Raw genomic sequence first — 19011 nt, forward strand, 5'->3', positions numbered from 1 at the left:
CACAAGCGTCCTATATACTAATTATTATTTATCTTCTTAAGATACGCTCATTTATTTTTTTAGATAAACAGTAGCCTCTTTTGAGGAGTATACTATTTATTTTCAGCTTGTTCCGGATTATTAAAGAGCATTGTTCTTAACAGAATCCTATCTTATCTTCTTTATAAATAATAATATAAAATTCTTTTTTATGCAAGGTTTATTGTGGAGCTAAGCGGGTTCGAACCGCTGACCTCCTGCGTGCAAAGCAGGCGCTCTTCCATCTGAGCTATAGCCCCGTATAACCATACTCTACAAAAACCTCATATAAACTAATATTCATAATTTGTAACTTGTAAATCTGTAAGATTTACAAGTTAAATAAATAAAGAATTTGGTAGGCCTGAGTGGACTTGAACCACCGACCTCACCCTTATCAGGGGTGTGCTCTAACCATCTGAGCTACAAGCCTATAAGGTTTTTGCTTAATTACTCTATAATCAGACAATCTGTGTGGGCACTTCTTGGAATGCTATGATTAATATAAGGAGGTGATCCAACCGCAGGTTCCCCTACGGTTACCTTGTTACGACTTCACCCCAGTCATGAATCACAAAGTGGTAAGCGCCCTCTCGAAAGTTAAGCTACCTACTTCTTTTGCAACCCACTCCCATGGTGTGACGGGCGGTGTGTACAAGGCCCGGGAACGTATTCACCGTAGCATTCTAATCTACGATTACTAGCGATTCCGACTTCACGGAGTCGAGTTGCAGACTCCGATCCGGACTACGACATACTTTATGAGGTCCGCTTGCTCTCGCGAGGTCGCTTCTCTTTGTATACGCCATTGTAGCACGTGTGTAGCCCTAACCATAAGGGCCATGATGACTTGACGTCATCCCCACCTTCCTCCAGTTTATCACCGGCAGTCTCCTTTGAGTTCCCGACCAAATCGATGGCAACAAAGGATAAGGGTTGCGCTCGTTGCGGGACTTAACCCAACATTTCACAACACGAGCTGACGACAGCCATGCAGCACCTGTCTCACGGCTCCCTAAGGCACTTTCACATTTCTGCGAAATTCCGTGGATGTCAAGGTTAGGTAAGGTTCTTCGCGTTGCATCGAATTAAACCACATGCTCCACCGCTTGTGCGGGCCCCCGTCAATTCATTTGAGTTTTAACCTTGCGGCCGTACTCCCCAGGCGGTCGACTTAACGCGTTAGCTCCGGAAGCCACTCCACTAGGAAACAACCTCCAAGTCGACATTGTTTACGGCATGGACTACCAGGGTATCTAATCCTGTTTGCTCCCCATGCTTTCGCACCTGAGCGTCAGTTTTCGTCCAGGGGGACGCCTTCGCCATCGGTATTCCTCCAGATCTCTACGCATTTCACCGCTACACCTAGAATTCTACCCCCCTCTACGAAACTCTAGACTGCCAGTTTCGAATGCAGTTCCAAGGTTAAGCCCAGGGCTTTCACATCCGACTTGGCAATCCGCCTGCGTGCCCTTTACGCCCAGTCATTCCGATTAACGCTCGCACCCTCCGTATTACCGCGGCTGCTGGCACGGAGTTAGCCGGTGCTTCTTCTGCGGGTAACGTCAATGTTAGAGGGTATTAACCTCTTCCGTTTCTTTCCCGCTGAAAGTACTTTACAACCCGAAGGCCTTCTTCATACACGCGGCATGGCTGCATCAGGCTTTCGCCCATTGTGCAATATTCCCCACTGCTGCCTCCCGTAGGAGTCTGGACCGTGTCTCAGTTCCAGTGTGGCTGGCCATCCTCTCAGACCAGCTAGGGATCGTGGCCTGGGTGAGCCATTACCTCACCCATAAGCTAATCCCGTCTGGGCACATCCGATGGTGTGAGGCCAAAAGGTCCCCCACTTTGGTCTTACGACATTATGCGGTATTAGCTACCGTTTCCAATAGTTATCCCCCTCCATCAGGCAGTTTCCCTGATATTACTCACCCGTTCGCCACTCGTCGGCAAAGAAGCAAGCTTCTTTCCGGTACCGTTCGACTTGCATGTGTTAGGCCTGCCGCCAGCGTTCAATCTGAGCCATGATCAAACTCTTCAATTAAAAGTTCAATTTTTCTTTAATAAAAACAGCATGCTTAAAGAATAAACAGTATAATTATAATATAATTATATCACACTATTAAATAGTTTAAGACTTGGTATTCTTCACGCTTTAATAGCGTTTATAGCTATTCTTCGAGTGCCCACACAGATTGTCTGATCAATTTTTAAAGAACGGTACAAATAATATCTCTTCTCTCTTGCTACTAGAAATACATGATACAGGTAACTTATGTAGAGTCAAGTTCTTTTTAACATTTTTTCTTATTAGAATTATATTATCACTTATAATCTAATTTTTGTTAACGTAGATCTATCATCTTCTTCAATGCCATATTAATTAGATCTACGTTAATCACATATCTACCCCCCCTATCCATATCAGGATTTAAAAGGGAGGGGGAATAATACAAAACTAGAAGCAAAACTACATCATACCACCCATACCAGACGAACCCATTCCGCCATTAGAGGCGATATCAGGTGCATCATTTTTAGGCAGATCAGTTATCATGCATTCAGTAGTAATCATTAAACCAGCGATAGATGCTGCATACTGCAAAGCTGAGCGAGTTACTTTAGTCGGGTCAAGAATACCAAAGTTAATCATATCACCATATTCTTCAGTTTGAGCATTATAACCGTAGTTGCCTTTACCTTCTTTAACATTATTTGTTACCACAGAAGCCTCTGCACCTGCATTCGATATAATCTGTCGCATTGGAGCTTCCATAGCACGTAGTGCAACTTTAATACCAACATTTTGATCTTCATTCTGACCTCGGAGATCACTTAAACAAGAGGCTACACGTACTAATGCTACACCCCCTCCAGCCACTACACCTTCATCTACTGCCGCACGAGTAGCGTTTAACGCATCTTCTACGCGTGTTTTTTTCTCTTTCATTTCCACTTCAGTAGCTGCACCAACCTTTACCACAGCTACACCACCTGCTAATTTTGCAACACGCTCTTGTAACTTTTCACGATCGTAATCAGACTTAGTATCTTCGATTTCCTTACGTATTTGACTTACACGACCAGCAATAACTTCTGTTTTTCCACGACCATCAATAATAGTTGTAGTTTCTTTACTGATAACAACACGCTTGGCTTGACCCATATCTTCTAATACAGTTTTTTCCAATTCCATACCTAGCTCTTCTGATATTACAGTCCCGCCAGTCAAAATAGCAATATCTTGTAACATAGCCTTACGGCGATCACCAAAACCAGGTGCTTTAACTGCAGCTATTTTTACTATCCCACGCATAGAGTTAACAACTAAAGTAGCTAATGCTTCACCCTCAACATCTTCAGCAATAATAAACAGAGATTTACTTAATTTTGCAACTTCTTCTAAAATTGGTATAAGTTCTCTAATGCTAGAAATCTTTTTATCTGCAAGCAAAATTAATGGCGACTCTAATTCTATTAGACCAGTTTCTGGTTTATTAATAAAATAAGGTGATAAATAACCGCGATCAAATTGCATGCCTTCAACAACATCTAGCTCATCATGAAGACCATTTCCTTCTTCAACACTAATCACACCTTCTTTTCCTACTTTTTCCATTGCTCTAGCAATTAAATCACCGACAGCTGTATCAGCATTAGCAGAAATAGTTCCTACTTGAGCAATACCCTTAAAGTCAGAACAAGGTACAGATATTTTTTTTAATTCTTCTACTGCTGCAATGACCGCTTTATCAATACCCCTTTTAAGATCCATAGGATTCATACTTGCAGCAATTGCTTTTAACCCTTCATTAACTATAGATTGTGCTAGTACAGTAGCAGTAGTAGTACCGTCACCAGCAGCTTCATTAGCTTTAGATGCTACTTCTTTTACCATCTGAGCACCCATATTTTCAAACTTATCTTCTAATTCAATTTCACGGGCAACAGACACACCATCTTTAGTAATACTAGGTGAACCAAAAGATTTATCTAAAATCACATTTCGACCTTTTGGCCCTAAAGTTACCTTTACTGCATCAGCAAGTAAATTAACTCCACATAGCATTTTAACACGAGCATCATTACCAAACTTAATATCTTTAGCTGCCATGATGTATTTCCCTTATATTAAATTATATAACTTACTTAAACATAATTAAGACTTTCTAGCTCTCATATTATGTTTCTTTAGACTATTAAACAGTATATTTTTCCATAAATTAACAATTAATATCTCAATTATTATTCAGCTATTTAGTTTTATGCAATTAACTCTAATTCAAGTCAACCTCATCCTGATACTTTTAAGACGAATAATCCTCAATATTTTCATACTATACATAACATGAGTATTATCTATTTCTACTAATATTTATACCAAAATAGATTTTCTATTATAGAACTAACTTTAAAAACAACAAAACGAAAAAAATTAAACTGCATCTGCTCTCATTTTAAAATAATTGAATTATATGTGGATTAATTTTATTCGTTAATCTCTTTTCTTAAAAACATATTCAATGAAGGAAAAATATTTAATAATAACTTATAAATCTCATTAAATTTTATATTAAATTATATATGGTATTAGGGCAAAGCTTTTCAAGTACTATGCGTATACTTTTTTTCATCAGATCATAGCATTATTTTAATCAACATAATTTAAAAAATTGTATAGCTAGATATAACTATCTAAAAATTCATTATATTACAATTAATTATAATACTAATATAATAAATTGATTAAAGCTTATCGTACTTAACTCATACTATAGAAAAATAATTTCTATACATGATTTTTCACATGCTCCAAATATAAGATGTCTAATAGCTTAATCAAAAAATTAACGTTATCACTAAACTATATAATAGACCTATGAATATATAACATAATCACAAAGTATAGCACCTATGCTGAGAACTTCATTATCACTTGTATCAAGTATATTAAAATTATTAAGAAGAATAAAATATTCTATAAAATTTTATAGAAAACTCTGAACACAATTCAATTATCTAAAATAAATGTTATAGTAAACATATGCTATTATTATTTTTCAAAAATAAACATTAATAATAAAAAATTAAACTTTTTAAATAAAAGTCCATCCAGGAATATATTCCAAACCAATAAAGTATATCGTATATAATATTAAAATTATAAGCATTGGTGAAAAATCCATACCACCAATGATAGGTATAAAACGACGAATTTTTACCATTATCGGTTCTGTTAACTGCAATAAGATATAGTCTAGTGAATTTGCTTCACGATGCATCCAACTCATGATTGAACGACTCAGAACAACCCAAAAAACCAGTGAACCCGCTGATTTAACAAGAAGAATCAAAGCAAGATAGAAAAAAATAGATTCAAATCTCAATAATCTTAATATAACTGGAACTAACAATAAACTAAGAATATAAGCAATAACTAACGAAGCAACATCTATTGGTCTAAACACAGAAAGAATCCGTTGAAACGGCTTTATAATAGGATAAGTAATTTTTATTGCACACTGTAAAAACGGATTATTAAAGTTACAACCAGTCCACTGCATCCAGACATATAGTAACAACAGTTTAATATACAAAGTCATTACAGTAGTTAGTAAAAAAATCAATGCTAACATAAAGCTCCTTAGTGATTTTTATATTCTTAAAGAGTTTATCTTTAATACCATTCTAGTTCCGTTGACCAAAAATAGCCGTACCAATACGAAGTATAGTACTTCCGAATACAATTGCAGTTTCCATATCACCACTCATGCCTAATGAAAGGGTGTCTATACTAGGATAATTATTTTTTAATTGATCAAATGCTGTTTTTAACCTCTGATATTCTATTCGTTGATGGTAATCATCCTTTGATTTTTTTGGTATAGCCATAAGACCACGTAGATTCAAGTGTGGAAAATTATTAATTTGGCTAGCTAACATTGGTAAATCTTCTAATAAGATACCTGCTTTTGTATTTTCACAGCTAATATTTATCTGAATTAATATATTTAGTGGACCTTTATCAATAGATCTCTGCTGATTTAGTCGTTTAGCAAGACCTAGGCAATTAACACTATGACACCAATCAAAATATTTAGACACCAAGCAACTTTTATTGGATTGAACTCTTCCAATAAAATGCCATACAAGATCAGGATTAGCCAAAATTTTAATTTTGTCTACCCCTTCTTGTGCATAGTTTTCACCAAAACAATTTTGTCCAGCAGAAATAGCTTCTTTAACCACTGTTATAGATTGATTTTTACTTACTGCAAGTAAAGTAATCTCTTTAGGATCACGACCACATTTTTGAGCTATTGTCGTAATCTGATTAAAAATATCCTGTAAATTATATTTAATTGATTTCATAATCCAAAATAGCACTGAATAAAACGAGAGACTTAAGCATCAACGATAATTTTTTATAAAAATATTGATCTTTTCTAATATTAACCTCTTAATTTATATTAAAATTTAGCACTAATATTCTCTACTCTACAGATTTAATTAGATAGATTTAGTTTTAAGTCAACCTACTCACTGCATCATCTTCAATGAAGAATTTGATCCTTAAGTATATAATAAATAATTTGCAAAAAATAAATTGATATAATGAATCATATTATAATCATTATCATGATCATAAATAATACGATAATACTAATAAAAATAAATGCAAAGCTTTATGGAAATATAACTAATGTATACATATGATATATGTATATATTGATAGATCACCTTTCACTTATAAATTATATTATTTCAGTGAAATAATCTTATATCTTATAAAATATAGTATAGAGATTTAATCTAATTACTAGTGAAATTTAATAGATACGTCCTTCTGATTATAGAAAATAACCTTTTCTTATCTTTAAGAAAAAACGCTAACTTTTATATAATCTGATACAAAACATACAAAAATAATTACAACTATTAAAAGAATAAATAATATCTCATATAAAATTTTAATATAAAACTCACTAGATATTATCATCTAGATTATAATTATTATAAAAGCTTATGATAAAGACCATTACCTCTTATAAACTAAAAAACAGAATCAATACAGTGTTTAATGAAAATATTTTTCCAAAAATAATGTTTTTTTAGACTGAAGAGCTAAAGAATTGAATAAAGGACTAGGTATTTTATAGTTAGAAGGATATTCTACAGAAACTAAATATAAACCATGAGCAGAAGCTGTTGCGGCTGCTAATGTACGATTTTTTGCTAGAAGCAAATCAGCAATCCAGGACTCTGGTTTTCTACCAGATCCTACTTCTATTAAGCTACCAACAATATTGCGAACCATATGATGAACAAATGAATTAGCCTGTATATCAATAATCACATACCTATCATCTCGAGTAATATTTAACTGCATTATATTTCTTATAGGAAAGCGTGACTGACATTGCCCAGCACGAAATGATGTGAAATTATGTTCACCTAATAAACAGTGGCTAGCACGCTGCATTTTTTCAACATCTAAAAACTGGTAAATATATGCCATCTTTTTTCTAAAGATTGCAGATCGATGTAAGTTATGATTATTTACCATATAGCGATAACAACGAGATAACGCACTAAATCTAGCATGAAACAAATCAGGAACTCTTTTTACCCATCGTACAACTATATCTGCAGGTAAGCATCCATTTACACCACGAAGCCAAACCATATCTGTGCGCTGAGAAAAAGTTTTAAAATGAATGACCTGCCCAATAGCATGAACTCCAGTATCTGTTCTTCCTGCACAAATTACACGAATCTTATGAGCAGCAATTTTTTCAATGGCTCTTTCTACTGCTTCTTGTACAGTAGGAACTGCATTTTGGCGTTGCCAGCCACAGTAACAACTGCCATCATATTCAATACCAAATGCTAATGTAATAAAAGTCTTCACGACCTAATGACCACGAATAAATATAATCTTAGATTAAATTATTTAATCTCATAATAACCCGAACCACAATTAACCAATTATGATTGTTAATTTACTCAAACTACAAATTATAGATCTTATTATGATTGTGATTACATAAATCAATAAATAAATAATACCACCTAAAATAAATAATTCTCATATAGAAAACCATACTTCTTTAGAATTGACATACATCATAATTAGATATGAAGATGTTACCCCATCTACCTCTAGATCGTTTATTGAACTAATAGACAAGAATTTAAAGAAAATTAATAATAAATCATATATCCAATATTCTCTAATATTCTTATCTCCTGTTTTTCAATAAAATTGAGCAATATGTTATTCTATTATGAATAGATTGCTCTTTTTACATTCTGATTTCGTAGTAAATAATATTCACTAAGTTAAAATAACTTAACAGTACTCGACTTACTTATAATAAGTATAAAAAATAACTAATTAATAATGCATTGAAGTTGATCTACTAATTTACATTCAATTAGGCGCGATTGTAATTTTTCTTACTAATTGCAAAAAATAAGATCTTTTATGATCTCAATCATAATAATTAAAAAATTAAAGATCAGAATTCGTACTAAATAATAATATAGAAAATATTTTATGTTTTATTAAGAAAAACAATTAAAAAATAGATACTGTATCAACACTCTATCTGCTTATTATCTAATAGAATTAGATTCTCTATATATAAAACGATTTTTACAGTATTAAGTTAGAAAAATAATTAATCTTAAAATTTTATTTATTATGATAATAATTTATTAAAATATAATAATTCCATCATCAAACATATTTACCTTAAAAAATTAAACTATATTATTAAATAATATAACATTATAACCATAATATGAATTTAGATTCAATGAATCTATAATATCAGTCTAGACTCAATTTTCTTTTCTATAAATCAAATTGTATTTGACAATTAACCTATGACCTTAATGCTTCAAAAATAATACTACTTAATAAACTTAGATAACCAATAATAGAAGATAGTATCTTCTTAAATAATTAAGAAATAGAACATATACATTTATCATCTATATCACTAAAACATATTATTAAAGTAAATCAATATTAGTTTATCTAGTCAAAATAGTCCAACTAATAACTTAAAATCATTTATGATTTTAAATGGTGTTATCTTAAAAGAATTATCACTTAATTTTAGAGTTAAAATTACGTCTTGTATATCCAGTATACAATTGTCGGGGTCGAGCAATTTTAAGACCTTCATCATGCATCTCTTTCCAATGAGCTATCCAACCAACCGTACGCGCTATGGCAAAAATGACTGTAAACATAGATGAAGGAATACCCATTGCTTGAAGAATAATTCCTGAATAAAAATCAACATTTGGATAAAGTTTTCGTTCAATAAAATAAGAATCATGCAATGCAAGATATTCAAGTTTCATTGCTACCTCCATGAGATCTTTTTTTACCTCCAAATGGTTCAGCACTTCATGACATATATCACGCATAACCATAGCACGAGGATCATAATTTTTATAAACTCTATGACCAAAACCCATTAAACGAAAAGAATCATTTTTATCTTTAGCGCGCTGTAAAAATAAAGGAATATTTTCTACAGTACCAATTTCTTCTAACATTAAAAGACAAGCTTCATTTGCACCACCATGAGAAGGACCCCATAGCGAAGCCACTGCTGCTGCAATACAGGAAAATGGATTAGCTCCAGATGAACCAACTGTTCGTATTGTTGAAGTTGAAGCATTTTGCTCATGATCGGCATGTAAAATTAGAATGCAGTCCAAAGCACGTTCCAAGATAGGATTAACCACGTATTTATCTGATGGGCTAGAAAACATCATATAAAGGATATTACCAGCATATGAAAAATCATTACGTGGATATATAAAAGGCTTCCCTCTCGAATACCTATAACACATAGATGCCATAATTGGCATTTGTGCTAATAAACGTTTTGCAGTTAAATCACGATGAGTTTTCCTGTTAACATCCATTGAATCATGGTAAATTGTTGCCAAAGCTCCAGTCATCGCGCAGAGCATCGCCATTGGATGAGAATTCCGGCAAAAACCACGTAATATATGATGTATTTGTTCATGAAGAACAAAATGATTAGTCACTGAACCCTGAAACTTGTAGAATTGATCTAAATTAGGAGTTTCACCATATAGAAGAATATAACATACTTCTAAATAATTGGAATTCAATGCTAATTGATCAATAGGAAAACCCCTGTATAGCAAAACACCTTGATCACCATCAATATAAGTAATTTTAGATTGACATGATGCAGTAGAGGTAAAACCTGGATCAAAAGTAAAGTATCCTTGGGCACCAAGAGTACGAATATCCAACTCTTTTTGACCCAACGAACCTCTTAATACATCTAATTCAATAGGAACTGTCCCATCGACGGTCAACGTTGCTTTTTTCTTATCCATCTATCAGCTCCTCAGTAATTCATACACATATTTTGATTACTAACACTATTCACCTTATAACTTTAATATCCAAATGTAAAAATAATATCTATATTATTTATTATCAAACATAAACCTGTAAGATTAAAAAATGATTTCGTTATAATTAGGAAAATCATCATTTTCTCATGCGATATAATTTAACATCTCTAGTTATCTTCTTTGTACAAAAGAACAGTAATATAGACAGTTATAGCAAAATTATTATCAACTTAGATATACAATATAATTTCATGATCAAACGATTATTAAAAATAATTAAAGTAAAAAAGCAAAATATTCTATTACATCTAAAACCCGTAACATATGACCATATTTCTCTAATTCTTAATTTATTTGAGATATCTCTGATCTTTTAATACTATATATTAATTGACAAACATGTCATTGCATCTCTTACATAATTGAGATGGATTATTCAAAGTAAGATTCTGAAAAAGATCAGATAGAATCTTATTCTAATATTAACATATCTTAATTTAGAAAAATTTTCACTAATCAAGACAGTATTATTCTTGACTCATAAACTATTTTAGCTATTATTTCATAATTTATTATAATAGTAATCTTAAAGCTAGATATAGATATCATATTTTGATTATATATAAAGCATCAGTGTGCTAAGAATCGAAAATTATAGATTTAACATAATTGAAACTATAGACATATTAAACTAACTTAAATCAAAAAATAAACTTTTTAAGTTAAATTCTCTTTCCACTTAATCTATAGTTATCCAAAATTTTTATAATATAGATATGCTACAAATATGACTCTCATTAAACTATAAGATTGACATAGTTAGTAGATCTAATCAGGTTCGGGAAAAAAACCAGTATCATATGCAGAAAACTAAACCGTAGATAATCAAATCTAATATTGACATGGATGTACATGCCTCCAGTCTGTTTGTCTATACCATTGTTAGTATGAGTAAAATATGAAGGAGAGCATGGAAACACCGTGAAAAAACAAAGACCGGTAAACTTAAATTTCTCTACTATCTGTTTCCCATTAACCGCAATTATATCTATTCTTCATCGAATTTCTGGAGTAATCACCTTTTTCTCCATTGGAATTCTTCTGTGGTTGCTTGGTCTCTCTCTTTCCTCTCCTAAAAACTTTCTTGAAGTATCTACTATCATAAATAGTTTACATTTTAAATTTATTGCATGGGTATTAGTTAGTACCCTCTCGTTTCACTTTATCGGAGGGATACGACATCTTATAATGGACTTTGGGCTTATTAGTACAACCTTAAAAACAGGTAAAATTTCCTCGAAAGTTGTATTAGGTTCTTCAATCCTACTTGCAATTTTATCTGGAGTAGTTATATGGTAAACAGTGCTTCTGCCTTAGGGCGTAATGGTTTGCATGACTGGATATTACTTCGTGCTACCGCTCTGATAATCGCACTTTATATACTCTACTTACTTGCATGGCTTGTGATATCAGAATCTATTACCTATAATACCTGGCATATTTTTTTTAGTACATCTTTGACGAAGGTTTTTACTTGTCTAGCACTATGGTCTTTGTTAGTGCATGGTTGGATTGGGATGTGGCAAATATTAACTGACTATGTTACCGCATACTCACTACGACTACTACTACAATTAGTAGTAGTCGTAGTTTTATTTGTATATGCTATATACGGTACTATGATTGTTTGGAGCATGTAATGCAATTGCCAGTAAGAGAATTTGACGCTATTGTTATCGGTGCGGGTGGAGCAGGAATGCGTGCTGCATTAGAGATCACTCAATCCGGTCAAACTTGTGCACTACTATCAAAAGTTTTTCCGACGCGATCCCATACTGTATCTGCTCAAGGAGGAATTACGGTTGCTCTCAATAACGCACATCAAGATAATTGGGAATGGCACATGTATGATACTGTCAAAGGTTCTGATTATATTGGTGATCAGAATGCAATTGAATATATGTGCAAAGCTGGTCCAGAAGCTATTATAGAACTTGAGCATATGGGGCTACCATTTTCTCGTTTGGATAACGGACGTATTTATCAGCGACCTTTTGGAGGGCAATCTAAAAATTTTGGCTCTGAACAAGCCGCACGTACAGCTGCAGCCGCAGATCGCACTGGTCATGCCCTTCTACACACTTTATATCAGCAAAATCTAAAAAGCAAAACTACAATCTTTTCTGAGTGGTATGCACTAGATCTGGTAAAAAATATTCATGGCGCAATTGTCGGTTGTACCGCATTTAATATTGAAGATGGTATTGCAGTGTACTTTAAAGCACGTGCAACAATTCTAGCGACCGGTGGAGCTGGACGAATCTACCAGTCTACAACTAATGCATATATCAATACTGGCGATGGAATTGGAATGGCTTTACGTGCAGATGTTCCAATTCAAGATATGGAGATGTGGCAGTTTCATCCTACAGGAATCGCTGGAGTAGGAGTTTTAATAACAGAAGCATGTCGCGGTGAAGGTGGTTATTTATTAAATAAAAATGGTGAACGTTTCATGAAACGGTATGCGCCTAATTCCAAAGATCTTGCAGGACGTGATGTAGTAGCGCGTTCAATCATGATTGAAATTCTCGAAGGCCGAGGATATGATGGTTCATTGGGCCCACATGTCAAATTAAAATTAGATCATTTAGGTCAACAAATACTCCAATCACGTTTACCTGGAATTTTAGAAATGTCCCGGACATTTGCCCACGTCGACCCCATCCGGGATCCCATTCCAGTTGTACCAACATGTCATTACATGATGGGGGGTATTCCAACTACAATATCTGGCCAAGCACTTACAGTGAATAAAAGAGGAGAAGATGTGATCATTCCTGGTCTATTCGCAGTAGGAGAGGTAGCTTGTGTATCGGTACATGGTGCTAATCGTTTGGGGGGGAATTCTTTATTAGATTTGGTTGTATTTGGACGCGCTATTGGCCTCCACATCAATGATGTGTTTCAAAAACAAGGCCCTTTATTAGAAGCAAGTAATAATGAAATTCAAGCTTCTTTATCACGTTTATTGCGTTGGAATCATAATAAAAAAGGTGAGGATCCAAAAAAAATACGTAAGGCTCTACAGGCCTGTATGCATCGGAACTTCTCAGTTTTCCGAGAAGGCTCCTCTATGGCTCTAGGTATAGAAGAACTTAAGGATTTACAAAAACGTCTCCATGCTGCCCGTCTTGATGATCATTCTAGCGAGTTCAATACTAATCGTATTGAATGCCTAGAATTAGATAACTTAATAGAAACTGCTTATGTAACTGCATTAGCAGCAAATTACCGTACTGAAAGTCGAGGAGCTCATAGCCGAATTGACTATCCTGATCGTAATGATGAAGACTGGTTATGTCATACCCTTTATCTTCCAAAATACAAAAAAATGATACGCCGTGCTGTAAATATGAAACCTATACTGCGTTCACCCTTTTCCCCTCAGGTGCGTAGCTACTAGTAGTAGTTATCAGAGATAAGACAATGGTACTTAAATTTTCTATTTATCGTTATCATCCAGAGTTAAGTATAACTCCATATATGCAAGACTATCTTCTAGAAATAAAAGATAATGAAAACCTTATGCTTTTGGATGCACTGATGCTTCTTAAGGAGAGTGATCCGACACTCACCTTTCGATATTCTTGTCGTGAAGGAGTCTGTGGCTCAGATGGATTAAATATTAATGGTAAAAATCGTCTAGCCTGCATTACCCCAATCTCAATATTGGCACGAAAAAACAAAAATATCATTATCCGGCCATTACCACTTTTACCTATCATTAGAGATCTTGTAGTGGATATGAAGCAATTTTATTTACAATATGAAAAAATTAAGCCTTACTTATGTCATGACTCTAATATAATGCCAGAAAAAGAACATCTACAAACACCAGAACAACGTGATCAAATAGACGGTTTATATGAATGTATTCTCTGTGCATGCTGCTCTACAGCCTGTCCATCTTTTTGGTGGAATCCAGATAAATTTTTAGGACCAGCTAGTCTTCTTACTTCCTATCGATTCCTAACTGATAGTCGAGATACCGCAACCAATAACCGACTTGATAATCTCAGCGATGCCTTTAGCGCGTTTAGATGTCATAGCATTATGAATTGTGTCCAAGTATGTCCAAAAGGCCTAAACCCTGCTGCAGCTATTAGTCATATTAAATCTAAACTATTACAGCGAGACGCTTGATATTTTTATACTACACATCTATGGACTTCTAACTATGTATACAACTATCTTTAATATAACCTCCTAATTAAAGATATGATTAAATTACCTTATACTCAATATGATTTACAATCATATGTATTTGATATTGTAAGACATAATAAGTAAATCAATTAACTAAATTAATGTAATGCATATAAATAAAATATAAACCATGCTTAAGGAATCCAAATGAAGAATAGCATGATAAAGTCCTGGCGAGACTCCTCTTGGATGACTGGAGCAAATCAGGCATATATAGAATGCCTTTATGCAGAATTTTTAATCAATCCATACTCTGTAGATAAAAGATGGCGTTCTCTGTTTGAGCAAATACCTAGAACGGATACTGATCAAGAAGAAAATTATTCTAACTCGCAAGAATCTATTTTAAATACAGAAAAAAGTGATTTACGACTGCAGTGCTCTAAAAATAGTTATGCAAAAACTGATTATCTAGTAAAAATCTGGAAACTAATTAATGCATTTCGTATATTTGGTCATAATAATGCCAATCTGGACCCATTAGGGTTACATGAAAAAAAAATAATTCCAGAACTTGAGTTAGCCTATTATCACTTCAGTACTTATGATCTAGAGCATAAAATCAAAACAAGTCATTACTTTTCTAACGATATAGGTGAAATCAAGTTAGGTGATCTATATACTACTTTACAAAATACTTACTGTGGTTCTGTAGGAATAGAGTTTATGCATATTAGCTATGCAAATGAAAGAGAATGGATTACAAAACAGTTAGAATTAGTAAAACAACCAAGAATGTTTTCTTTAGAACAAAAAAAGAAGATCCTATGTGATCTTACTAAAGCAGAGGGTTTAGAGCGTTACATTGCCTCACAATTTCCTGGTACAAAACGCTTCTCACTTGAAGGCGGAGATTCACTAATACCAATGCTCAATGTGTTAATTCAATATGCTAGAAAAAAAGGAACACATGAAATCGTATTTGGTATGGCACACCGCGGGCGTCTTAACACTTTAATTAACGTTTTTGGAAAAAAACCACAAGATTTATTCAAAGAATTTTCAGGTAAAGAACCAGTTTTTCAAGGTAGTGGTGATGTTAAATATCATATGGGTATTTCTTCTGAAATAGACACTGAGAGTGGAAGCATACATTTAACGTTAGCATGCAATCCTTCTCATCTAGAGATTGTTAATCCAGTAGTAATGGGAATCACACGAGCACATATAGATCGCCTCAATCATAAAGATAAACATCACATTTTACCAGTTACCATTCACGGGGATTCAGCTATTAGTGGACAAGGAGTAGTACAAGAAACTTTAAATATGTCCAGGGTGCCCGGTTACCAAGTAGGAGGGGCAATTCGGATTATCATCAATAATCAAATTGGATTTACCACGTCTAATTCCGAAGAAACCAGATCAACAAACTATTGCACTGATATTGGTAAAATGGTTATGGCACCAATTTTTCATGTGAATTCTGATGATCCTGAAGCAGTAGTCTTTGTTACTCGCCTGGCATTAGATTTTCATTATCTTTTTCAACGAGATGTATTCATTGATCTGGTCTGTTACCGTCGACATGGTCATAATGAAGCAGATGAGCCAAGCACCACTCAACCTATTATGTATCAAAAAATCAAAAATCATCCAACTACTCGTGAAATCTATGCTTCTCAGCTATGTGATGAAAAAGTAATTAGACAGATAGATGCTATGAATATGTTTAAGAGTAATCGTGATTTATTGGACAAAGGAGATTACATCGTTCCTATAACACCAAAAATATATCAACTAAACAACCTTTCTAATCAAAAGATTATTCATAGTAATGTTACCCAGTGTCAAGAACAACAAAACAATATCACAATGAATCATTTACAAAGCCTTGCTACCAAAATCAGCACAATTCCAGAAGGCATAACTATGCATTCACGCATTATCAAAATTTATAAAAATCGTGCTGAGATGGCAAGTGGAGATAGACCATTTGATTGGGGTGCAGCTGAAAATCTTGCGTATGCCACACTTCTAGATATTGGTATTTCATGCCGCCTTTCTGGTGAAGATATTAGACGTGGCACCTTTTTTCATCGTCATGCTATGATTCATAATCAATCTAATGGATCAATATACTGCCCCTTAAAAAACCTTAATAAATATCAAGGTTCTTTTGATATATGGGATTCCGTTCTTTCAGAAGAAGCTGTATTAGCATTCGAATATGGCTATTCAATAACAGCACCAAATGTCTTAACAATCTGGGAAGCTCAATTTGGTGATTTTGCTAATGGTGCTCAAGTAGTTATTGATCAGTTTATTAGTAGTGGCGAACAAAAATGGGGTTGTCGGTCTAACTTAGTAATGCTTCTTCCTCATGGCTACGAAGGACAAGGACCAGAACATTCGTCCGCTCGTCTTGAGCGCTATTTACAACTCTGTTCTGAAAACAATATACAAGTATGTATTCCATCTACACCTTCTCAGCTATATCATATGTTACGACGTCAGATGCTAACGAAGCTGTATCGTCCACTTATAGTAATGTCACCTAAATCCTTATTGCGTCACTCAGAAGCTGTTTCCTCATTAGAGGATCTTTCCTGTGGTAAATTCGAATTAGTCATTAATGAGATCGATAAACTCTTTATTCCATCATTAAAACGCATTATACTCTGTTCAGGTAAGGTATACTACGACCTTTTACAGAAACGACGTACAAATCAGCAAACTAATATTGCTATTTTACGTATCGAGCAATTATACCCATTTCCTTATCAAGCACTACAAACCGTATTACAAGAATATACCCATATCAATGATTTTATCTGGTGTCAAGAAGAACCAAAAAATCAAGGCGCATGGTATTTTGTTAAAAATCATTACCAAACAGTTCTACCATTAGGGGCTACTTTACGTTATGCTGGACGACCATCTTCTGCTGCACCGGCAGTAGGTTATATATCCTTACATCGTCAACAACAAGAAGATCTATTAAATAACGCATTGACTATTGAATAATGTTAAGATATTAAATAATTTTAAGGAAATAACATGAGTAGCATAGATATCATCGTTCCTGATTTGCCAGAATCTGTATCTGATGCGACTGTTTCTAAATGGCATAAAAAAATTGGCGATAGAATACAGCGTGACGAAATTTTAGTTGATATTGAAACTGATAAAGTAATAATCGAAATTCCAGCAGTTGATGATGGTATTCTAACAAATATTGTAATTAACACAGATGCTTCTGTTAAAGCTCATCAAATATTAGGGCACTTTAATTCCTTACAGGATGATGATCAATCCGAATCTTTTCAAATGCAAAATCAAATAGATGTTCTAAAACCTAATAAAAAAAAATCTATCGATGAAAAACAAATCAAATCTCTTGGTCCTGCGATGCGTCGTTTTATCAATGAGAATAAGGAAAAATCAGACATATTAAAAAATAATAACATCAATTCTCTATTTTCAAGAAAAAAAACAGAAGAACCTTCTATTGATTATTTATCTGTCTCTTCTGAAGCGCCAGAAGACAGTAAATCTGTATGCTTAACTCTTAAAGATCGTAGTGAAAAGCGTATACCTATGACGAATTTTCGTAAAAGAATGACAGAACGTTTAATGTATACAAAAAATACAACTGCTATGTTGACTACCTTTAATGAGATGAACGTACAACCCATTTTATCTTTACGTCAAAAATATGGGTCATCATTTGAAAAAACATATTCTGTTCGTTTAGGGTTAATGTCCTTTTATATTAAAGCTGTAGTAGAAAGTTTAAAACATTATCCAGAAATTAATGCATCTATTGATCGTTCAGAAGTAGTGTATCATAACTATTTTGATATTAGTATTGCTGTCTCTACAGCACGAGGTGTTATTACTCCAGTATTAAGAAATGCTGATACTTTGAGTCTTTCTGATATAGAAAAGACAGTAAAAGAATTAGCAAAAAAAGCACGTGATAATAAACTTGACTATAATGAGCTTACCGGAGGTACTTTTACTATTACCAATGGTGGGGTTTTTGGATCATTAATATCTACACCACTTATTAATCCACCGCAAAGCGCTATTTTAGGAATGCACGCAATTAAAGAACGTCCAGTAGCAGTTAATGGAGAAATAGTAATTTTACCTATGATGTACATTGCTCTTTCTTATGACCATCGACTTATCGATGGACGTGAAGCGGTTGGTTATCTTAACACATTAAAAAATTTATTAGAAGACCCAGCTCGTATTTTATTGAATATTTAAATATAATTATTTAGTAATCTCTTTATCTAACAGATCAAAATAGATGTTATGAACAGAATTATATTTAAGACCAAGTAACAACAA

At 33.7% G+C, this 19011-nt stretch carries 11 protein-coding genes, 2 tRNA genes and 1 rRNA gene; 6 read left to right on the forward strand and 8 right to left on the reverse strand.

The window, feature by feature from the left end:
- Positions 1–205: 205 nt before the first annotated feature.
- The 8 genes from ERCIPICE3303_RS03125 to ERCIPICE3303_RS03160 form a co-directional block, all read right to left on the reverse strand.
- A tRNA-Ala gene (locus tag ERCIPICE3303_RS03125) sits at positions 206–278 on the reverse strand.
- A gap of 96 nt (positions 279–374) precedes the next feature.
- Positions 375–451, reverse strand: a tRNA-Ile gene (locus ERCIPICE3303_RS03130).
- A gap of 72 nt (positions 452–523) precedes the next feature.
- Positions 524–2065 (reverse strand): 16S ribosomal RNA (locus ERCIPICE3303_RS03135).
- Between the two features lie 426 nt (positions 2066–2491).
- Complete coding sequence (gene groL / locus ERCIPICE3303_RS03140; RefSeq protein WP_157991243.1) at positions 2492–4135, reverse strand: chaperonin GroEL; 1644 nt, start codon at positions 4133–4135, stop codon at positions 2492–2494.
- 982 nt (positions 4136–5117) lie between these two features.
- Positions 5118–5657: a YggT family protein gene (locus ERCIPICE3303_RS03145; RefSeq protein ID WP_157991244.1), complete on the reverse strand. Its 540-nt coding sequence runs from the start codon at positions 5655–5657 to the stop codon at positions 5118–5120.
- Positions 5658–5709: 52 nt separating this feature from the next.
- The gene (locus ERCIPICE3303_RS03150) at positions 5710–6393 is read right to left on the reverse strand and encodes a YggS family pyridoxal phosphate-dependent enzyme (RefSeq protein WP_157991245.1); all 684 of its coding nucleotides are present in this window, start codon (positions 6391–6393) and stop codon (positions 5710–5712) included.
- A gap of 706 nt (positions 6394–7099) precedes the next feature.
- Complete coding sequence (truA, locus tag ERCIPICE3303_RS03155) at positions 7100–7933, reverse strand: tRNA pseudouridine(38-40) synthase TruA (RefSeq protein ID WP_157991246.1); 834 nt, start codon at positions 7931–7933, stop codon at positions 7100–7102.
- 1205 nt (positions 7934–9138) lie between these two features.
- Entirely contained in the window at positions 9139–10419 is a 1281-nt protein-coding gene (locus ERCIPICE3303_RS03160; RefSeq protein ID WP_157991247.1) for a citrate synthase, read from the reverse strand.
- A gap of 1002 nt (positions 10420–11421) precedes the next feature.
- Between ERCIPICE3303_RS03160 and sdhC the strand changes: the two genes are divergently transcribed.
- The 6 genes from sdhC to sucB all read left to right on the forward strand — a co-directional run bounded on the left by sdhC (position 11422) and on the right by sucB (position 18927).
- Positions 11422–11799: a succinate dehydrogenase, cytochrome b556 subunit gene (gene sdhC, locus ERCIPICE3303_RS03165; protein WP_157991248.1), complete on the forward strand. Its 378-nt coding sequence runs from the start codon at positions 11422–11424 to the stop codon at positions 11797–11799.
- Positions 11793–12140: a succinate dehydrogenase, hydrophobic membrane anchor protein gene (sdhD, locus tag ERCIPICE3303_RS03170; protein WP_157991249.1), complete on the forward strand. Its 348-nt coding sequence runs from the start codon at positions 11793–11795 to the stop codon at positions 12138–12140. The genes sdhC and sdhD overlap by 7 nt, the downstream gene beginning before the upstream one ends.
- Positions 12140–13906 carry a succinate dehydrogenase flavoprotein subunit gene (gene sdhA, locus ERCIPICE3303_RS03175; protein WP_157991250.1) on the forward strand — a complete coding sequence of 589 codons (1767 nt, stop codon included), beginning with the start codon at positions 12140–12142 and terminating at the stop codon, positions 13904–13906. The genes sdhD and sdhA overlap by 1 nt, the downstream gene beginning before the upstream one ends.
- 23 nt (positions 13907–13929) lie before the next feature.
- Positions 13930–14646 (forward strand): succinate dehydrogenase iron-sulfur subunit, encoded by a 717-nt coding sequence (locus ERCIPICE3303_RS03180; RefSeq protein WP_157991251.1) that lies wholly within the window; start codon positions 13930–13932, stop codon positions 14644–14646.
- Positions 14647–14856: 210 nt separating this feature from the next.
- Positions 14857–17676 carry a 2-oxoglutarate dehydrogenase E1 component gene (locus ERCIPICE3303_RS03185; RefSeq protein WP_157991252.1) on the forward strand — a complete coding sequence of 940 codons (2820 nt, stop codon included), beginning with the start codon at positions 14857–14859 and terminating at the stop codon, positions 17674–17676.
- 33 nt (positions 17677–17709) lie between these two features.
- Positions 17710–18927, forward strand: coding sequence for a dihydrolipoyllysine-residue succinyltransferase (gene sucB / locus ERCIPICE3303_RS03190; protein WP_157991253.1), 1218 nt, complete (start codon positions 17710–17712; stop codon positions 18925–18927).
- Positions 18928–19011 lie beyond the last annotated feature (84 nt).

The organism is Candidatus Erwinia haradaeae (assembly GCF_900699015.1).
Classification (GTDB): Bacteria; Pseudomonadota; Gammaproteobacteria; order Enterobacterales; family Enterobacteriaceae; genus Erwinia_E; species Erwinia_E haradaeae_E.

Excerpts from the sequence above, each read along its gene's own strand:
- groL (WP_157991243.1), bottom strand. The coding sequence starts at position 4,135 with ATGGCAGCTAAAGATATTAAGTTTGGTAATGATGCTCGTGTTAAAATG.
- ERCIPICE3303_RS03160 (WP_157991247.1), bottom strand. The coding sequence starts at position 10,419 with ATGGATAAGAAAAAAGCAACGTTGACCGTCGATGGGACAGTTCCTATT.
- ERCIPICE3303_RS03145 (WP_157991244.1), bottom strand. The coding sequence starts at position 5,657 with ATGTTAGCATTGATTTTTTTACTAACTACTGTAATGACTTTGTATATT.
- ERCIPICE3303_RS03150 (WP_157991245.1), bottom strand. The coding sequence starts at position 6,393 with ATGAAATCAATTAAATATAATTTACAGGATATTTTTAATCAGATTACG.
- ERCIPICE3303_RS03185 (WP_157991252.1), top strand. The coding sequence starts at position 14,857 with ATGAAGAATAGCATGATAAAGTCCTGGCGAGACTCCTCTTGGATGACT.
- sucB (WP_157991253.1), top strand. The coding sequence starts at position 17,710 with ATGAGTAGCATAGATATCATCGTTCCTGATTTGCCAGAATCTGTATCT.
- sdhA (WP_157991250.1), top strand. The coding sequence starts at position 12,140 with ATGCAATTGCCAGTAAGAGAATTTGACGCTATTGTTATCGGTGCGGGT.
- ERCIPICE3303_RS03180 (WP_157991251.1), top strand. The coding sequence starts at position 13,930 with ATGGTACTTAAATTTTCTATTTATCGTTATCATCCAGAGTTAAGTATA.
- sdhD (WP_157991249.1), top strand. The coding sequence starts at position 11,793 with ATGGTAAACAGTGCTTCTGCCTTAGGGCGTAATGGTTTGCATGACTGG.